We start from the raw sequence: 16,913 nt of genomic DNA, 5'->3' as shown, positions 1-16,913 counted from the left end.
CTTTTAAAATTTGGCGATAGTACCGAGTACTGGCAAATCCAGATGTTTCTGAATTTCCTCCTCTGTTTTTACACGCTTATCGAGGAAAGCTCTTAAGAACGCAATGCCTAGTCCGAGCAAACCACCGAGAATCATACCAATCGCGATATTGATTAAAGGTTGTGGGGACACCGGAGAAGGATTTTCTCCAATATCTGCAGGCGCAAGTATGCTGACGTTATCAACGTTCAAAACATCCATCACTCTTTGCTGGAAGACTCTTGCAACTTCGTTGGCGATTGTTTCCGCGCTTTCAGGATTTTCATTAGAAACAGTTACTGTTACGACTTGTGACTGATCTTGGTTATTCACTGTTATCTGGTTCGCAAGCTCGTTTGTAGATTCATCTAGGCTAAGGTTTGCGACTACATCATCTAGCACGGTTGGACTTTTGATGATATCTCTATATGTATTAATAAGTTGAAGGCTGGCTTGTATATCTTGATTATTCACTGCCACTTCTGAATCCTGTGATTGGCTTACAAGTATTTGTGTATTGGCTTCATATTGTGGGGTCATTAGAAATGCAGTGGCAAATGCAGCGATGGCACCGAAGAGTAGCACAAGGGCAGCAATTATTGCCAAGTTCTTCTTAATTACTTCTAGAATATCTTCGAGATTCAGTGTTTCTTCCATATTGGCCTCCATAATTTATATGTGTACGAAATATCTTTGTTTACATTTTCTAACTATATCAGAACATGCAACCTTTTTGCACTTTTTTTATAAAGTTTTTATGGAAAGCGCTACCTTATTCTGAGTCATTTCGAGTTGTCCTCCCTTAATCTACTGTTAAAATATTACTCCCTCTTTTCAGTATACTACTGAAATTTGTTTAACTTTTCCGAAGAAGTCTATAAGTATAGAGTGACAAAAAATAATGGAGGAGATTTTTTGAGCTATCGACGCGAATCGATGATTATTGGATTTGCCTACACAGGCGTTATTGTAGGCGCAGGTTTTTCAACTGGGCAGGAAATGCTACAGTTCTTTACCAACTATGGCACTTGGAGCTACGTTGCCATACTGCTTTCTGCACTGATTGTTATGTTTGTTGGGCGCCAGGCAGCAAAACTTGGTTACAGACTCAAAGCAGGTTCCCATGAGGAACCAATCAATACGATGTTTGGTGACATTATTGGGAAAGGCATCGACTATATACTTGTGTTCTTCTTATACGGCATTGCAGTCATTATGCTGGCTGGTGCAGGATCTGCATTCGAAGAAAGCTTTGGGGTTGCCCCGTGGATTGGTGCACTCATTATGATGGTGGCGGTATTCGCAACATTGCTACTTGATTTCAATAAGATTGTTGCGGTCCTTGGTGTTGTTACACCATTTCTCGTTGCATTTGTATTGATTATCGCAGCATTCAACATATTCAATCCTGCGATACCTTTGAATGAAGTCAATATACACACTGATATCGACCGAACACCTTCTGGTCTATGGTGGTGGGATGCCATTACTTATAGCGGGCTTGTACTCGCTACAGCGTTCAGCTTCCTATCTATTATGGGATCTGAAGCGTCTAAACATAAAGCCGCTAGACGCGGCGCACTTGTCGGGGGTGTCATCATACTATTACTGATGCTCCTGATCAACGGTGGGCTTCTCGCCAACTTGGATGTTGCGAACGAAGCTGCACTGCCTACCTTGGTGCTTGCAAGTAATATCCATCCGATACTGAGTCTTGGGCTATCCATCGTTATGCTGCTAGTCATTTATAATACAGCTGTCGGCCTGATGTATCCTTTCCTGACACGTTTCTCTGAACCGTATTCAAAGAAGTACAAGATCATGCTTACTGTTGGGCTATTGTTCGGCTACGCACTGAGCTTTGTGGGATTTGTCGATCTGGTTAATATTTTCTATCCGATATTCGGGTACATTGGCATCTTCATCGCTCTTGGACTTACAGCACGCTGGGTCATGAACAAGTTCAGCAAGAAGAGACTTGTCTAATACATTTGCACTGGAGTGAATCTCCAGTGCTTTTTGTGTTTTCGTTTCAAAAAATAAGGGCATAGTAGTGTGTAATGATCATCGAATGGAGGAATATCTGTGGCATTGAAATCACTGATACTTAATACGACCTTGAAGTACGGAGAAGATGAATCCAACACGGAAGCACTCGCAAGAGAAGTTATGGAGATTCACGAGAAGGAAGGCGTTGAGACGGAAATCCTTCGAGTGAATGACTACAACATCAAATATGGCATTGCTGATGACATGGGGGATGGAGACGAGTTCCCTCAAATTCTTGAGAAGGTAAAAGCGGCGGATATTGTCATCATCGGTACACCGATATGGCTCGGCGAGAAGAGCAGCGTTGCGACGCTACTGATTGAACGGCTTTATGGCAGTTCGTCACTGACAAACGACAAAGGACAGGCCATCTTCTACAACAAGGTTGGCGGTGTTGTTGCCACTGGTAACGAAGATGGCGCAAAGCACGTCTCACAAAGCATTCTTTACGGACTGTCCCACATCGGTTTCACCATCCCACCGAATGTAGACACGTACTGGGTGGGAGAAGCCGGCCCAGGACCATCTTACATGGATACAGACCGCGATAATGATTTTACGAAATCCCACGTTAAAATGCTCGCCTACAATACAATGCACCTAGCGCGCATACTTAAAGAAAATCCTATTCCGGCTCGAGGCAATACAATGTAATGAAAAATACTGTGCCCCACTGAGTGGGGCTTCTTCATTTTAAACAAAATTGATTTACGATATGATTAAGTAAAATGAAATCTAGGAGGATTACTATGGAACTTACAGTATATTTGGCAGGACAGATCCATGACGACTGGCGCGAGGATGTCAAACGTCTGGCAAAAGACAAGGATCTGCCACTCACTTTCGTCGGTCCTCAGACGAATCACGATCGCTCAGATAATATCGGCGAAGACATTCTTGGCACACAGCCTGGACCTTTTTTTAAAGACGATGCCGCTTCTGCTGTCAACAATCTCCGCACACAAGTGCTCATGCAGAAGTCCGATGTTGTTATTGCTCTGTTTGGAGAAAAGTACAAGCAGTGGAATACGGCGATGGATGCGAGTGCCGCTGTCACTCTCGGCAAGCCACTCATCATCGTGCGTCCAGAGGAACTGATCCATCCGCTTAAAGAGTTATCCAACAAAGCGAACATTACAGTGGAGACAGTGGAACAGGCGCTCGAAGTCCTCGCCTACATTTACGAGTAATGCAAGTATTCAGAGTCAGCCCATCTCATGAAGTAAGTGCAAGATACTTGGACAATCGCAGGCTAAGTAAGCAAGTACTTGAGCTATATCAGATACTGCGGGTGAACTTGAGCCTGCTTGAGCTTTTAGATACAAACACGCGCTACCGGCATCATCCGATCGTCAACCATATTTATAATAATGGCTATCCATACATTACCGACACATTCCAACTCCTTGTTGCATGTGATTTAGAACATCAACGCCGTGGGGGTAAACGCAGTCCAAAGTTTCGCGAAGACCTCGAAGCGTTGAAGCAACTGATCACAGATAATGCGCATACGGGATTATGGAGCGACGAACCACTCCCGCCTTTCTACGTTTTTGGAGAAGATAAGATATACGGCAATGTTGCTTATGACCTTTATCTCCAGCTGCTGGATGATAAGTGGATGGATGATACGATTCCGCCTCGGTGCGGTGTACGGTTTGAAAAGAAATAGTATGTATGTGAAGCATCTGGTACTTGGGTGCTTCTTTTTTGTGCTCCACCCCCTTATTGAAAATCGTTTATTAAATTTTACTAAATGGCTTTGTATTTATAGTAAGGAATACAGTAGAATATATAAGACACTATAACGATTGGGGGATGGGGACTTTGAATGCATTTAGAAAAAAGCTTGCGACTCGGTTGAGAAATAGAGTTCCTCGTCGCGTAAGGGAACGCCTCATCAAGAAAGTGACACTCCGTGATGTAGATGCTCAGGAGACTTATTTCAATATCAATCTGACCGTGCAGAACTTTTTCAACTATAAAGTAGAACGTAAATTGAATATACATTTCATTAGTGGAAGAACGCGACGCATTCTTAATTATACTATCAACCAAGACCGTCTTCAGATCAAAGTACCCTACGCAATACTCGATGAAATGGATAGACGGGCAACCATTGAACTTAAATTCAATGGGAAGCGTATGATTATTCGCATGAATGGGGACGAAGAATATCAAAGTCTTTCATTCTTTTCAAACAGCAGATATTTCAACATTTCTGCACAAGGCAGTATTGTGCTCAGTCACTTATTGCCAGAGTATCAATTTGAAATGGAACAGCCAGCTAAAATCGAGCGACTCGGTGGTACTTACTGTATTCTTGAATTGACACTTAAAGAAAAAGTGGAGACAGAGTGTCATCTGGCATGGCTGTATCAAAACAAACTAAGAATACTAGAGAATGTTTCTGAAGATCCAGAAACGCTTAAAATTGAGGACTTCGCCACATTGACCCAAGGCCATCCCAAGCTCTATTTGCTCAAAGGTAATACGTTGTTCCCGGTAAGCTATAGCGGTACTCCCCTATCTATGGAGACGGTGCGCTATGAGATTGCTTTCATACCCGATCGCGGTTACCTGTCTGCAGAAGTCGTTACACATGAAATTGAAATGACAGCGTTTGAGACAACTATTGAAGGCGAATCTATAAATATGCGATTTGCATTTAATTTACCCGTGTCGCCTGAAACGCTGCTGATTGTCGATACTTCGACAGACGTGGTCACACCAGTTCCGTTTCCTACTTCAGAAAAAGATGCGGAAATCCGATTGGATGTCCCGCTGGGCGCGCTTGTCGATACTGTTTCAAGAAAGAAACTTATACTAAAGACGCGTGGTACCCATCCGCTTCAGCTGCAGCTGAATGCCAGTCACCTTAAACGGATTGGATTTGGTGGGGCCATTCAGGCGGAATATGCGCACGAAATGCTGAAAATATCCTTTTATCAACGGCGTGACGGGTTACTCGGCTTTAATGTAGCCGAACGCCCATTGAGACGACAAGTGACTGAAATTGATGACTTTACGATGCAGGGCTACCTTAAAGGGCTAGATGCATTCATTGACGCAACACCTTACCTCTCTTTCGTCGATCGGTATTCTCTCGAGTCCGTACGTGTTGAGATCGACCGGCTCTTCCGTGTCGATTTGAAATCTCTCGACTTCACCCAGATTAAAAGTAAAGAGAAGACCGTCATCGACCTCTTCGTTGAAATCATCCATTCAGACGGTACCGTGCTTAGAAAAGAGAAGATTAAATTCAAGCATTCAGTATATAAGAAAGATACGCATTATGGTCGGCATGAGGTGACTGATTCTGATGGGAACGTGCACTATCACCTGATTACAACGACACCTTTCAACAATTTGAAAATCGAGAGTTTCATGATCCCAAAGAGTGTTGAGATTACTGACGATACTGAGCATAAAGACTATGCCATCTGGCTACTTGGTGAAAGGTACGACACGGCACAGGACAATGGCTACGCAATGTTCAATTGGCTAAAGGAAAATACGGATATCGAAGCCTACTATGTTATCGAGGATACGGCAGAAGACTATAAGAAGATTGAAACCGAGAAAAACGTTTTAGCTTTCGGTTCAAAAGCACACTTCGATATCGCTTTTCGTGCAGGTGTGTTGCTTGGTACACATGATCTCGAGAATCTAATGCCATATAAAACGGCACAAGGGTTCTTCCATTATGAAGATACGATTAAGATATTTTTGCAGCATGGTGTCCTTGGACGAAAACCTGTAGAGTACCATCGTCAATATTATGAACTGCCTTTTGATCTATTCATCGTCAGCAGCGAAGCAGAAAAACAGGAAGTGGTCATGGAGACGATGGGGTATCACGAGAATGAGGTTGCGGTTACGGGCCTTGCCCGCTTCGATCTGCTGCCTCATGACAATACGCCGAGAGACATTTTGTTGATGCCAACGTGGCGGGATTGGATCAATACGGATGAAGCGTTTCTTGAGAGCGAATATTACGCCCGATACCATAGTCTCATCCATAACTCACGGTTGAACCAACTGTTAGAAGACTATGGTGTATATCTCAACTTCTATCCACACTACCGGGCGCAAAGTTACTTCAACAATGAACATCTTGACCTTAGGAGTCATATCCGATTTATCAAACTTGGACAACAGACCGTCCAAGATCTTTTGATCAAGCATGCGCTACTGATCACCGACTTCTCCAGTGTCAGTTTCGACTTCACCTTGATGAATAAGCCGGTTGCATACTATCACTTTGATGCCGGGCGGTTTTTCAGGCACGGTAGCCTAAGACCGATACCGGAAACTTTCATCGGTGACATCGCAAAAAACGAAGAAGCGCTGATCGATGCGATAGAAACGTATATTAAAAATGGGTTTCAGCCAAAAGCGCATGATCTCTCGGGCATTCTGACGTATCAAGACCACAACAATCGTAAACGTATTTACGACTCAGTAATGGATAAAGTAAAGCAGCGTGAAGATTAATATCTTCACGCTGCTTTAGTTATATACCGATTCTAATAAGCGACACGTTGCTTGTCCATCAGCGTACATATTCCATTTCTTATCGAATGTTTCCACCACTTCCATGTCAAATAGCTGCTCATCAATGATATCGATGATATCAGAAGTCCTATAGACAATTGGCCCAGGAACAAGCGTTGCGTAGTCGAACCAGATCCCTCTACTCTCCTCGTACACTTTCAAATCATATGGATAGAAAATCATCGGTTTTTTCAGCGTGCTGAATTCAAATGGGATCGACGAGTAGTCGGTAATCAGAATATCTGTAACACTGAGCAGTTCAAATATACTGTACCCTTTCGATACATCAGTCGCGAAATCCGTGTTAACAAAACCTTGGAAGTTCACAGCAGGATGTAGATGAATCAGCAAATGACAGGTGTCGCCAAGAGATGCCTGCATTGCTGCAACATCAATCGGAAGCGTACATACCTCAAAATCGCCGTCCCTGAACGTAGGCGCATACAGTATTACCTGTTTGCCTTCTATTTGTGGTAGATTTTCATGTGCTCTAGCTTTCGCAGTCTCTAGACGTCTTTTGGAATGAAAGAAGTCTGTGCGTGGTACGCCCGTTTTAAGCATATGGTTATCAGAGAGACCAAATGCTGTTTTGAAGATGTCTGCCATAGCATCTGAGCTGACCACAACTTTGTGGAATCGTCGGTAAACATTTTTGAATCGTCTATGTGCAGATCCTTGTCGGTTATCAATTGTCTTATCTTTAAGTCCAAACAGCTTAACTGCACCATTGGCGTGCCATAGTTGGATGCAGGTCGTCTGCTTTTTGAAATCGCAGGCGGCTAAAATCGCGTGATAAGAATCTACGAAAACGACTTTACTCGTCGCCAGGTGATAGATGCCCTTTATATGGTGAAAAATGTGTTTGTGTGAGAAATCGATGACGTTGTCGGCAGATACATTTTGAAACGTACGTGTACACTGTGGTTCCTTCAGCACAATGATCTTGGATGATGTGTGGTGCGGCATTTGATTGATCACTTGCTGGATGTTGTCACCAAATGCTGAGAGCATCACCGTCTTGTTCTGTACCGGGAGCATCCTCAAAATGCGGAAGAGGATGCGCACGAGTAACAAATAGATACTAAGCGCTACTTCCCTAATCATGTCGATGCGACAAGTCCGCTTTCGTCTTAGTGGTTGAAATCCCTTCAGTTCTTGGCAAGTAGCGTACTTCACAGTAATCCTTTAAGAAGTCGAATGCTCCTTCCCAGTCTCCTCCCATAACGAAAAGATCAATATCATACTTTTTGATATCCTCAATTTTCTGGTCCCAACTGGACTCCGCTATGACTTCGTCAACATAGCGGATTGCTTCAAGAATTTCCTTCCTCTGCTGATACGGATAATATGATTGCTTATGCTTCAACGTGTTGAAGTCGTCTGTCGATACGGCGACTGTCAGATGATCCCCGAGCGCTCTTGCCCGGCGCAGTATGTTGATATGTCCCATATGGATCAAATCAAATGTGCCGTAAGTAATTACTTTTTTCATGCATAGCCCCCCCATACATGCTGTTGATGATATAATTATTTAAGTTATAGTCGATATAGTAAAGACAATGTAAAGATTATATCATAATTATTCAAGTTAATATAAATACAGGTGTGGTGAAAATGAAGATTATTAAAATAGTAACATTAGAATTGTACAAAATTATGTTCAGACTGCTTGGTGGTTCGTTTCACAAGGACTACCGTCTAATCATGTTCGAGAGTTTCCTCGGCAAGCAGTACAGCGACAACCCCCGGGCGATATACGAATACATGTCGATCCACTATCCTGAATACCGACTGATGTGGAGCGTAAATCGTAAGCATTCGCGCCTGTTCAAAGAATATGATATTCCGTATGTTTCGCGTTTTACTCCAAGCTGGATGATCTACATGAACAAGGCGACCCTTTGGGTGACGAATAGTCGTCTGCCATTGTGGATACCGAAACCTAAAAACACTACGTATTTGCAAACGTGGCATGGTACACCATTAAAGCGACTCGGCATGGATATCGATACGGTGCATATGCCTGGCACAGATACAGTGCGCTATAAACAGAACTTCACAACAGAAGCATCGAAGTGGGATTATCTCATCTCTCCAAATGCCTATTCGACCGACATATTCAAACACGCTTTTCGTTTTGATAAAAAAGTACTGGAGACTGGATACCCGAGAAACGATCATCTTTCCAAAAACAATAACGATACAAACAAACGGAGCATCCGGGAGCTTCTCAATCTCCCTAATGATAAGAAAGTAATTCTCTATGCACCGACTTGGCGTGATGATGCTTATCATGAACAAGGGAAATATAAATTCGACCTGCAGTTTGATATAAGGCAAATGGCTGAAGCATTATCTGATGACTACGTTGTTATTCTAAGACTCCACTACTTGATTGCGGAAAACTTGGATTTATCAGGTTATGAAGACTTTATATATGACTTCTCCAAATATGAAGATATCAGAGACCTTTATATCGTGTCTGATATTTTAGTTACCGACTACTCGTCAGTCTTCTTCGATTATGCGATACTCGAGCGACCAATGATTTTCTATACATATGATCTCGACAACTACAGAGATAAGCTGCGCGGCTTCTACTTCGACTTTGAGCAGGAAGCACCTGGACCAATTGTTAAGACGACAGAGGCACTGATCCAGTCAATTCAAGATACGGAAACGTCGGATTTCAATAAAAATTACAATACTGAGCACTTCAGGGAGAAGTTCTGCACTTTCGAAGACGGTAACGCGACAAAGCGTGTCTGTGACGAGATTGTTTGTCATTTAAAAGATAAAATTGTATAATTCAACAACGATGAATGAATGGTTGTGAAAAAGAGATGAAATCCATATGGATCATATTGCGTGAACAGCTGTCGAACTTCTATCTCGTAAGACGACTGTCCATGTACGATATAAAGAGTAAGAACCAGAACAATTATCTCGGTATTGTATGGGAGATTCTTACCCCATTGATCAGCATACTGATCTACTGGTTTGTGTTTGCGACACTGAGGCAGCGGGAGCCGATTCAGATGAACGGGATGGAAGTGCCCTTTTTCTTCTGGCTGTTCATCGGTTTTGTCGTATGGACCTTTTTCTTTCAAGGGAGCATCGAGGCATCGAAATCAATCTATAGACGGTTGAAAATGCTGTCGAAGATGAATTTCCCACTCAGCTTGATTCCGAACATCAGCATATTCTCGAAGTTCTATACACATATCCTGATGCTGGCGATTGCCTGTGTTACTTTCCAGTTTGCTGGCTATTATATGAATGTCTACTACGTTCAGTTGCCCTACTTTGTACTCGGCACTTACATGCTGGTATTCTCGTTTTCGTTGATTACCTCAACATTGTCGACGCTTGTACGGGATGTGCATCTGTTGCTTAATTCACTACTGCGCATGGCACTTTATCTGTCCGGGGTACTATGGCCATTATCTTTACTCTCAGATTTCCCGACCTTGATGAGAATTATGCAGTTGAATCCATTAATCTATCTGATTGAAGGATATCGTTCCGTGTTTTTTGGAACAGAATGGTATCTCATCACCCATTGGGAGATGACATTATACTTCTGGGGCTTGATCGCTGTACTCCTAACTATTGGATCGGTACTGCACATTAAATTCAGGCGGAATTTCATCGACTACCTATAAGAGGGATGTAAATGACTAAAGCAATCATTACTAAAAACCTATCTAAGCAGTATACGCTCTACGACAGTCAGAAAGCACGAATCATGGATTTGGTCAGTCCTCGCAGACACGGGCAGACTTTCCACGCGCTGAATGGTATCGACTTCGAAGCTGATAAAGGCGATGTCATCGGCTTTATCGGCATTAACGGCTCCGGCAAATCGACACTATCCAATATTATTGCGGGCATCGTACCTGAATCGGGCGGTGAAGTGCAAGTCAATGGACAGACCGCTTTGATTGCGGTCGCTTCCGGACTTAATGATGAGTTGACAGGGCGTGACAACATCGAACTGAAGTGCCTGATGCTCGGATTCTCGAAACACCAGATCAAAGCGCTGGAACCCGATATCATCGCATTTTCAGAACTTGAGCATTTCATCGACCAACCGGTTAAGTCTTACTCGAGTGGTATGAAGTCGAGACTCGGTTTTGCCATCAGTGTCAATGTCGATCCAGATATTTTGATTATCGATGAAGCATTATCAGTCGGTGATAAAGCATTTGCTGAAAAGAGCCTGAACAAGATGCTTGAGTTCAAGGAACAAGGTAAAACGATGATCTTCGTCAGCCACTCGATCAGTCAAATGAAGAGTTTTTGCGATAAGATACTCTGGCTTGAATTTGGTCGGGTCAAAGCATTTGGTGAAGTGCGGGACATTCTCCCCCTCTATGAATCATTTCTCTTGAAATGGCAGGCGATGTCAAAAGAAGAACGCGATGACTATCGCACACGTGTCATGAGTCGCAACCCAAATGAATACAATTATAAGCAGTACGGCAACTTGACAATTCTCGATGATGGAAACGACCTTACTGCGGCTTATGGATATACTGTCCGGCCAATCAGCCGTCTCGTGCATCTGAAGACGGATGCGACTAATATATATAAGGCACCAGACAGCGGTGAAGAACTGCTGGATGCACAAAGTTATAAAAACCGGGTATATTATACTAAACGGGAAGCAACCTATCAGTTCGAGGACTATTATCTATTGAGCACAGAACCAAGTGGTGTCGACGGTGTCATCGGATGGATCAAAGCAATTGAGACATCCTCTCACGTTTATGTTCACGTGGATAATGACCAGCGTCGTTTTACATTGCGGGGTAGAGGATACGCATCGACTGCTCCATGGGGCGGACACAGACAGTACGCTTATGCATCACTCGAAAATCACGCTGGTCTCTCCTTCTATGTATCTGAAACGGTTATCGTTGGGAGCAATGTCTGGTACAAGGGGCATATCGAGGGTGAAAGTGAAGCTGTCTGGATCCATAGTAATAACATCAACGAAGATGAGCAAAAGAAAGAATTCAATGCTTCCCATCGTCAATAAAAGATAATCGGTCGGTTCTCGGCCGTTATTTTCTTAAGGAGGGATTCATATGACAAAACACCGTAGGAGCGTAACAGTAATGGATATTGATTTTACAAATACATCGATGAGTGCATTTCTCAATGACTCATTATATCCATGTTTAGCCGCAGAGCAAAAATGTTTCATTGTCACTGCTAATCCAGAGATTGTCATTGCTACAAGACAGCATCCTGACTTCAAGAAAACAGTCCAGTCAGCTGATTACGTGTTACCAGATGGAATCGGTATTATAAATGCCACAAAAATGCTAGGTAAACCACTCGAAGAGAGAATATGTGGTGTTGATGTCATGCATTATGTGCTTGAGCATGCTGCGCAGAATGGCTATAGCGTGTTCTTCATAGGTGCTGAGGAAAATTCCAATAAAAAGGCAGTGGAGAACGCAAAAGAAAAGTATCCGGGACTGCTGGTAGCCGGTAGAATGCACGGGTATGCTGATCTTAACGATGAAGCTTTTATCAAAACAGTGGTTGAGGCCAGGCCTGACGTCGTTCTGGTGGCTCTTGGTATGATGCGTCAGGAAAACTGGATCAAAGATTATATCGATCGTTTCGATAAGGGTGTCTTCATGGGTGTAGGCGGAAGTTTCGATGTCCTCTCAGGTACAGCCAAACGTGCGCCGTCAATCTGGATTCGATTCCAGCTGGAATGGCTATACCGGCTTATCAAACAGCCCAGTCGCATTGTACGTGTTGTAAAAGCCGGCCAGTTCATGTTGCTACATGTACCAGTTGTCCACAAGATCGGAAAAGTTATTAATTATAATAGAAAGAGATCACGCAAGAAGGACTGAGAATAATTTCTCAGTCCTTCTTTGTTTTTATCGTATCTAAATGGCCTTCCCGTAACGTCAGCATATAGGCTGTTAGTACAAAGAAGAGAATGATTGGGGAGAAATATACGAACATAAATAGATAATTATATTCAAACATGCCAATGAAAAGATATGCTGTCATGAACAAGAAGATACTCAACGTATATTTTGTGATGGACAAGAGCCATACGAGTGCGAGTATCAAAACAAAGAGAACCAGCGTGATAATCCCGTAACGTCCAAGCGTATCAAAAAGAATATTGTGCGCATGAAGTAAATCAGTAAAGTTAAAGTAGCTGTGCCCTTCTCCGAACCATTGCCTGTTATTCCATACTGTTGCCCATAGCTCATAGCGTTTTGAAGTCAGGTCATTCCAGAAGTAGCCCTCTCTTTCTAGACTGGCACCGATGAAAAACTGGTAGATACGTCCAGCAAAAATCACAAGACCGATGACTATGACACCAATGGCTGTTCCGAAAAACCACTTCTTCTGTTTTATTGATGTCTGGTACAGATTAATCCATGCCAATTGAAAAGCAGTAATCAGCAGAAACGTTCCTATCGCAGAACGACTGGTCGTAATCAGACTGAGTAACAGAAAGGAAGGCAATAAGTACAGAATCATTGCTCTGTTTGTTCTCGGTACAATTAGAAAGCCAGCAGTAACTACCATCACCAATGTCGCACCCGATTCGTTGAGTGTATAGTCGACGATGAGTAAGAACGGTAGACTCAGCAGTGCAGCAAGCACTAGATATATTATCAATTGCTTTGGTATTTTATAAGCGAGAATGACAGTTACCATGAGCAAGATCAATACTTCTGTGAATACAAAGTGGTCTGCAATCAGCATGCTCAGAAATATAGAAGTGATATAGAGTCCCCACAATATGAGAAACATTTTTCTTAATGGTGTCCAAGAAAATGTAGAGTTTTTATAGAGAAAGGCAAGAATTGCGCCAAGTATCAGTATCATGAACGGATCTTGCGAAGCGATGGTGTTTTGTATCCCTCGATAATCCATCATGATAATATTTGTTCCCATGAACAATAGTGTAAAAATCGCAATGAATAAGAGTGCTTCATAAGTGAAGTAGGAACGATGTATGTCGATTTTTGCCATTAATGAACCTCTCCCATTACCGTGATGTGCTATTTCAAAACAAGTCAGTTAAGCTTATTACAAGTATTGATCGTAAAACTTTGTGGTTAACTTATTTAGTACCCACTTAGACACTCATGTATTTAGAAAATCCGCAAAATAAGTAGGAAGTGCTAGAACTTTATTATATAGTTCTGCTTGGTTTAAAATATTGAAAAAGGCTCAGCGAGTACAAACATTCGCTGAGCCTTCATAGCTATAATACTCTGATCTCAATCCTGTAATTTTATAGATATCTTACTTCCGCCGGCTCTGCTTTTTTGGTGGACCTTCGGATTCTGCATTACATTACTTTCTACTTAATAAATGTTTTAAGACAACGAATCGACCATTGCTTTGTGGTGAGGCTTGCATAACAGCCGAGCTGTAATGATTTATCCCTCGATTTGCATCAGGGTGGGTTGAATCTTTCATCCAAATTCTTGGATTACCTGTTTTGAAGTTCTCATTTAGAATTCGGTTCGGATCAATAAACACATCGCCAGCGCTTTCAGCATATCGTTTTAAATTTCCGCTAAAATCTTCTAACAAGATCGAATGCTCTTTTTTAGATAACTCAGTAGCCGAAATATTGTAGTTACTCGTCCAAGGTGATATAAGTATAAAACTAGCCGACTTGTTTTTTAAACGAATACTTTCTACTACTTGTCTGATATTATCCACGTATTTATCAGCTGTTGTTTCATCTGATTTTTGGTGTTTTAGATCATTTGTACCTATAGCTAAAATATATAAATCAGTATTAATCTTGGTTATATTCTCTAGCTGATTGACAAAATACCCGGAATTCGCCCCGCCTTTAGCAAACCTCTCAACTTTCAAATGAGGGAAACACTCTACAAGCGGTTCGAACCATCCATATCCTCCGTTTTTAGTCCCTTCAGTTATGGAATCACCGAGAAAGCATACACTCTTGGCATTCGACAAAAGCTGGTATATCTCTTTGTTTTTAAAATCCTTTACCTCTTTCAATGTAGACACAGGGTTCCGGACATAACCTCTTGAATTGTCCGAAGCTCTGTTTGCAAAAATATAGTATTTATCTTGCGTCTGATCTACACTGAGCGTTTCTCCAAGCATCGTCTCCGTAACCGCTTCATGAACATCTTTGAGCCTTTCATATTCGCACATAGTCGTGCGATGTCTAAGCTCTGGACTATTCACTATTTCATTGATAGGAATCGCGCTATAAATATCATCAATATATGCATGATGCCATAAAGGGATACAAGCCAGTGCAAACGGCTTGCCGGTATTTGGATCTAAATATAACTGAGTCAGAACAGAGGCTTCTCCATTTTTCTCAGCGTCAAAGTTAACAAAGCCCCCAGAAGAATGTAATACCATTACATTCGAATTGTCATTTGGTTTCGTTCTCCATTCGTACGGTTGCATTGCATTCCCATTACTATTTAAGATAACGTCTGCCCCGGCATCAACGAAAATATCAAACCAAGCGCGTTGCATTTTATCAGAAGCTTGAGGTGTGGTTTGCGCCATGTGCGAGAGCACGATGATAGAGTCAGGCGCCTCTTTTTTCACTTCTTCAAACTTAGAAATTACATCTGTTTTGACACTTTCAAAGTTCTTATTACTAGGGGATACTAGAATGGACGTCAAATGCTTGTTTTCTTCTTTAAGAAAGAAACTGCTACGATAGCCGTTACTACACACTGTAAATGTCAGGATTGCTATTTTTAGTCCTTTAATACTGTATATAGGTAACTCGGCTTTTTCTTTTACGTTTCTAAAGCTTCCTGAATGTTTCAAACCCACTTTATCCAATATATCTAAAGTCCGCATTGCACCTTTAGTGCCAGCATCAAGTAAATGCCTATGCGCTGTAGTTACAAAGTCAATCCCCGACCGTTTAACTGCGTCAGCAAAGCTATCGGGGAAGTTATAACGCGGCGAAGATTCATCGCCACGCCCCCCTGTACTATATTCAAGTGTCTCACCAGCAGTAGGCCCTCCAAATATGCCCATCGAGAAATCGGACCGCTCCATATACTTGCTTACGTGAGAGAACATATTATCGAATTCATATTTTCCTGTCTTCTTATTATATGCGTTCGACGTTTGACGTTCTGATGCTGTAAGGTCGCCTACGAAAGACAGTGATACTGCACTGTCGAGTTGAGCCAATTCGTTACTTGAAATTTGAGGGTATAATTTGGAATCTGCCTTTTTATGATCGCTCGTCTCTTTTGCATTTAACTTTTTCTTATATTCGGCAACTATTCTTTGAACCTCTTCATTGTTTGTACTATCAGAGGAGAGCAATACTTCGATGTTCTCCAGTGCATGTGCCAGCTTACCTCTCTTAACCCTACGTTTAGCAGTATCCAAATGCCATTCTAGGATTTTATCATTACTTAAAGTAAAGCTGATATTTTTGTTATTGAAAAAATCTAATACGACTGGTTTCAATTCCCCAGAAACTAATAATGCGCGCGCTGTGTAGTGACCCGAGTTTTGTATGTGCAGGTATTCTGCAGCAGGATAGGCTGGTCTTAAAAAGAAATCGACATAATGGTTGTCAATATAGTTGTTACGGTCATAAAACACACATATTCTTCCAGAAGTTCTCTCCGTGCTTTCCAGCTCTTCATGCTTGAACCCTCTATTCTTGAAGCGTTGGTCCATTAACTTATCGATTATAGGGTGGGCAGGTATTCTAGGACTCATTGCTAATATATGGGCATCAATTGCACCACCGTAATAAATTGCACAGTATGCTCCGAGACTCGATCCATAAGTGTATACTTCTTTATTGACTAATGAAGGCTCAACGATCGAACAGAACTTGTCTGCTGTTAAAAACTGATACTGCGTCCCTCGCTTCTGTGCCACATAAATGTGGTCCATGCCCTCTTTTAAGATCACACTGCTCCCGAAGCCTTCCTCATCTAGATTAGAACTAATTTCTCCAAATGTAACTATGCATTTTGAGCTTTTCACACTCTCATTACAATAATAAGTTATTTTATAATTTTTATTTGATGCAAGAATTTTTTTAGAGTAAGTCATAAACCCTATTTCCTTCCATAAATGTTCTATCATAACTTTTTACAATAACTTTTAGACCCCGAAGATTTATATAGTCCACTCTACTATAAATGTTTAACAGTGTTTGTGGACGAATTTATTATACAAGAAAGGGTAAGTCTCTATTGACCTACCCTTTAAAACATTTCTTACCTTCAAGAATTATTGATGGCTATTTT

Annotated in this window: 13 protein-coding genes and 1 pseudogene; 9 read left to right on the top strand and 5 right to left on the bottom strand. The window is 41.9% G+C overall.

The genetic code is table 11. The features are described from left to right. Positions 1-3: 3 nt before the first annotated feature. Positions 4-675, bottom strand: coding sequence for a YveK family protein (locus tag ACFOJ8_RS12860; protein ID WP_380655693.1), 672 nt, complete (start codon positions 673-675; stop codon positions 4-6). A 258-nt stretch (positions 676-933) separates the two neighbouring features. On the opposite strand from ACFOJ8_RS12860, the gene ACFOJ8_RS12855 reads away from it, so the two are divergent. From ACFOJ8_RS12855 to ACFOJ8_RS12835, 5 genes are all read left to right on the top strand, one after another. Further along, the gene (locus tag ACFOJ8_RS12855) at positions 934-2,004 is read left to right on the top strand and encodes a YkvI family membrane protein (RefSeq protein WP_380655696.1); all 1,071 of its coding nucleotides are present in this window, start codon (positions 934-936) and stop codon (positions 2,002-2,004) included. Between the two features lie 99 nt (positions 2,005-2,103). Then, the gene (locus ACFOJ8_RS12850; RefSeq protein ID WP_380655699.1) at positions 2,104-2,721 is read left to right on the top strand and encodes a flavodoxin family protein; all 618 of its coding nucleotides are present in this window, start codon (positions 2,104-2,106) and stop codon (positions 2,719-2,721) included. Between the two features lie 95 nt (positions 2,722-2,816). Continuing rightward, positions 2,817-3,257, top strand: coding sequence for a YtoQ family protein (locus ACFOJ8_RS12845; protein ID WP_380655701.1), 441 nt, complete (start codon positions 2,817-2,819; stop codon positions 3,255-3,257). Next, positions 3,257-3,739 carry a pyrimidine dimer DNA glycosylase/endonuclease V gene (locus tag ACFOJ8_RS12840; protein ID WP_380655703.1) on the top strand — a complete coding sequence of 161 codons (483 nt, stop codon included), beginning with the start codon at positions 3,257-3,259 and terminating at the stop codon, positions 3,737-3,739. Before ACFOJ8_RS12845 ends, ACFOJ8_RS12840 begins: the two co-directional genes overlap by 1 nt. 155 nt (positions 3,740-3,894) lie before the next feature. Continuing rightward, a complete protein-coding gene (locus ACFOJ8_RS12835) occupies positions 3,895-6,564 on the top strand; it encodes a CDP-glycerol glycerophosphotransferase family protein (protein WP_380655706.1) in 2,670 nt (889 codons plus the stop codon). 15 nt (positions 6,565-6,579) lie between these two features. Here the strand turns inward: ACFOJ8_RS12835 and ACFOJ8_RS12830 are convergent, their stop codons facing one another. Together ACFOJ8_RS12830 and tagD are read right to left on the bottom strand one after the other, a co-directional pair. Further along, on the bottom strand, positions 6,580-7,728 hold the full coding sequence (locus ACFOJ8_RS12830; RefSeq protein ID WP_380655709.1) for a CDP-glycerol glycerophosphotransferase family protein: 1,149 nt from the start codon (positions 7,726-7,728) through the stop codon (positions 6,580-6,582). Next, positions 7,721-8,116, bottom strand: coding sequence for a glycerol-3-phosphate cytidylyltransferase (tagD, locus tag ACFOJ8_RS12825; protein ID WP_380655713.1), 396 nt, complete (start codon positions 8,114-8,116; stop codon positions 7,721-7,723). The genes ACFOJ8_RS12830 and tagD overlap by 8 nt, the downstream gene beginning before the upstream one ends. Positions 8,117-8,271: 155 nt before the next feature. On the opposite strand from tagD, the pseudogene ACFOJ8_RS12820 reads away from it, so the two are divergent. The 4 genes and pseudogenes from ACFOJ8_RS12820 to ACFOJ8_RS12805 form a co-directional block, all read left to right on the top strand. Continuing rightward, positions 8,272-9,432, top strand: a pseudogene (locus ACFOJ8_RS12820) (CDP-glycerol glycerophosphotransferase family protein); the annotation flags it as partial. A 35-nt stretch (positions 9,433-9,467) separates the two neighbouring features. Further along, complete coding sequence (locus tag ACFOJ8_RS12815) at positions 9,468-10,289, top strand: ABC transporter permease (RefSeq protein ID WP_380657118.1); 822 nt, start codon at positions 9,468-9,470, stop codon at positions 10,287-10,289. Positions 10,290-10,300: 11 nt separating this feature from the next. Continuing rightward, on the top strand, positions 10,301-11,668 hold the full coding sequence (tagH, locus tag ACFOJ8_RS12810) for a teichoic acids export ABC transporter ATP-binding subunit TagH (protein ID WP_380655721.1): 1,368 nt from the start codon (positions 10,301-10,303) through the stop codon (positions 11,666-11,668). Between the two features lie 49 nt (positions 11,669-11,717). Further along, positions 11,718-12,503: a WecB/TagA/CpsF family glycosyltransferase gene (locus ACFOJ8_RS12805; protein WP_380655725.1), complete on the top strand. Its 786-nt coding sequence runs from the start codon at positions 11,718-11,720 to the stop codon at positions 12,501-12,503. Between the two features lie 10 nt (positions 12,504-12,513). On the opposite strand, the gene ACFOJ8_RS12800 is transcribed toward ACFOJ8_RS12805, so the two are convergent. Both ACFOJ8_RS12800 and ACFOJ8_RS12795 read right to left on the bottom strand, forming a co-directional pair. Further along, positions 12,514-13,647 (bottom strand): O-antigen ligase domain-containing protein, encoded by a 1,134-nt coding sequence (locus tag ACFOJ8_RS12800; RefSeq protein WP_380655731.1) that lies wholly within the window; start codon positions 13,645-13,647, stop codon positions 12,514-12,516. Between the two features lie 327 nt (positions 13,648-13,974). Next, entirely contained in the window at positions 13,975-16,716 is a 2,742-nt protein-coding gene (locus tag ACFOJ8_RS12795) for a CapA family protein (RefSeq protein ID WP_380655734.1), read from the bottom strand. Between the last annotated feature and the right edge of the window lie 197 nt (positions 16,717-16,913).

This window comes from Salinicoccus sesuvii, assembly GCF_042648145.1.
Lineage (GTDB): Bacteria > Bacillota > Bacilli > Staphylococcales > Salinicoccaceae > Salinicoccus > Salinicoccus sesuvii.
Note: the sequence above shows the minus strand (reverse complement) of the source record. Positions and strands in the feature narration are given on the sequence as shown.

Coding starts and splice junctions, on each gene's coding strand:
- ACFOJ8_RS12860 (WP_380655693.1), bottom strand. CDS start 675: ATGGAAGAAACACTGAATCTCGAAGATATTCTAGAAGTAATTAAGAAG.
- ACFOJ8_RS12845 (WP_380655701.1), top strand. CDS start 2,817: ATGGAACTTACAGTATATTTGGCAGGACAGATCCATGACGACTGGCGC.
- ACFOJ8_RS12840 (WP_380655703.1), top strand. CDS start 3,257: ATGCAAGTATTCAGAGTCAGCCCATCTCATGAAGTAAGTGCAAGATAC.
- ACFOJ8_RS12830 (WP_380655709.1), bottom strand. CDS start 7,728: ATGATTAGGGAAGTAGCGCTTAGTATCTATTTGTTACTCGTGCGCATC.
- tagD (WP_380655713.1), bottom strand. CDS start 8,116: ATGAAAAAAGTAATTACTTACGGCACATTTGATTTGATCCATATGGGA.
- ACFOJ8_RS12815 (WP_380657118.1), top strand. CDS start 9,468: ATGAAATCCATATGGATCATATTGCGTGAACAGCTGTCGAACTTCTAT.
- tagH (WP_380655721.1), top strand. CDS start 10,301: ATGACTAAAGCAATCATTACTAAAAACCTATCTAAGCAGTATACGCTC.
- ACFOJ8_RS12805 (WP_380655725.1), top strand. CDS start 11,718: ATGACAAAACACCGTAGGAGCGTAACAGTAATGGATATTGATTTTACA.
- ACFOJ8_RS12800 (WP_380655731.1), bottom strand. CDS start 13,647: ATGGCAAAAATCGACATACATCGTTCCTACTTCACTTATGAAGCACTC.
- ACFOJ8_RS12795 (WP_380655734.1), bottom strand. CDS start 16,716: ATGACTTACTCTAAAAAAATTCTTGCATCAAATAAAAATTATAAAATA.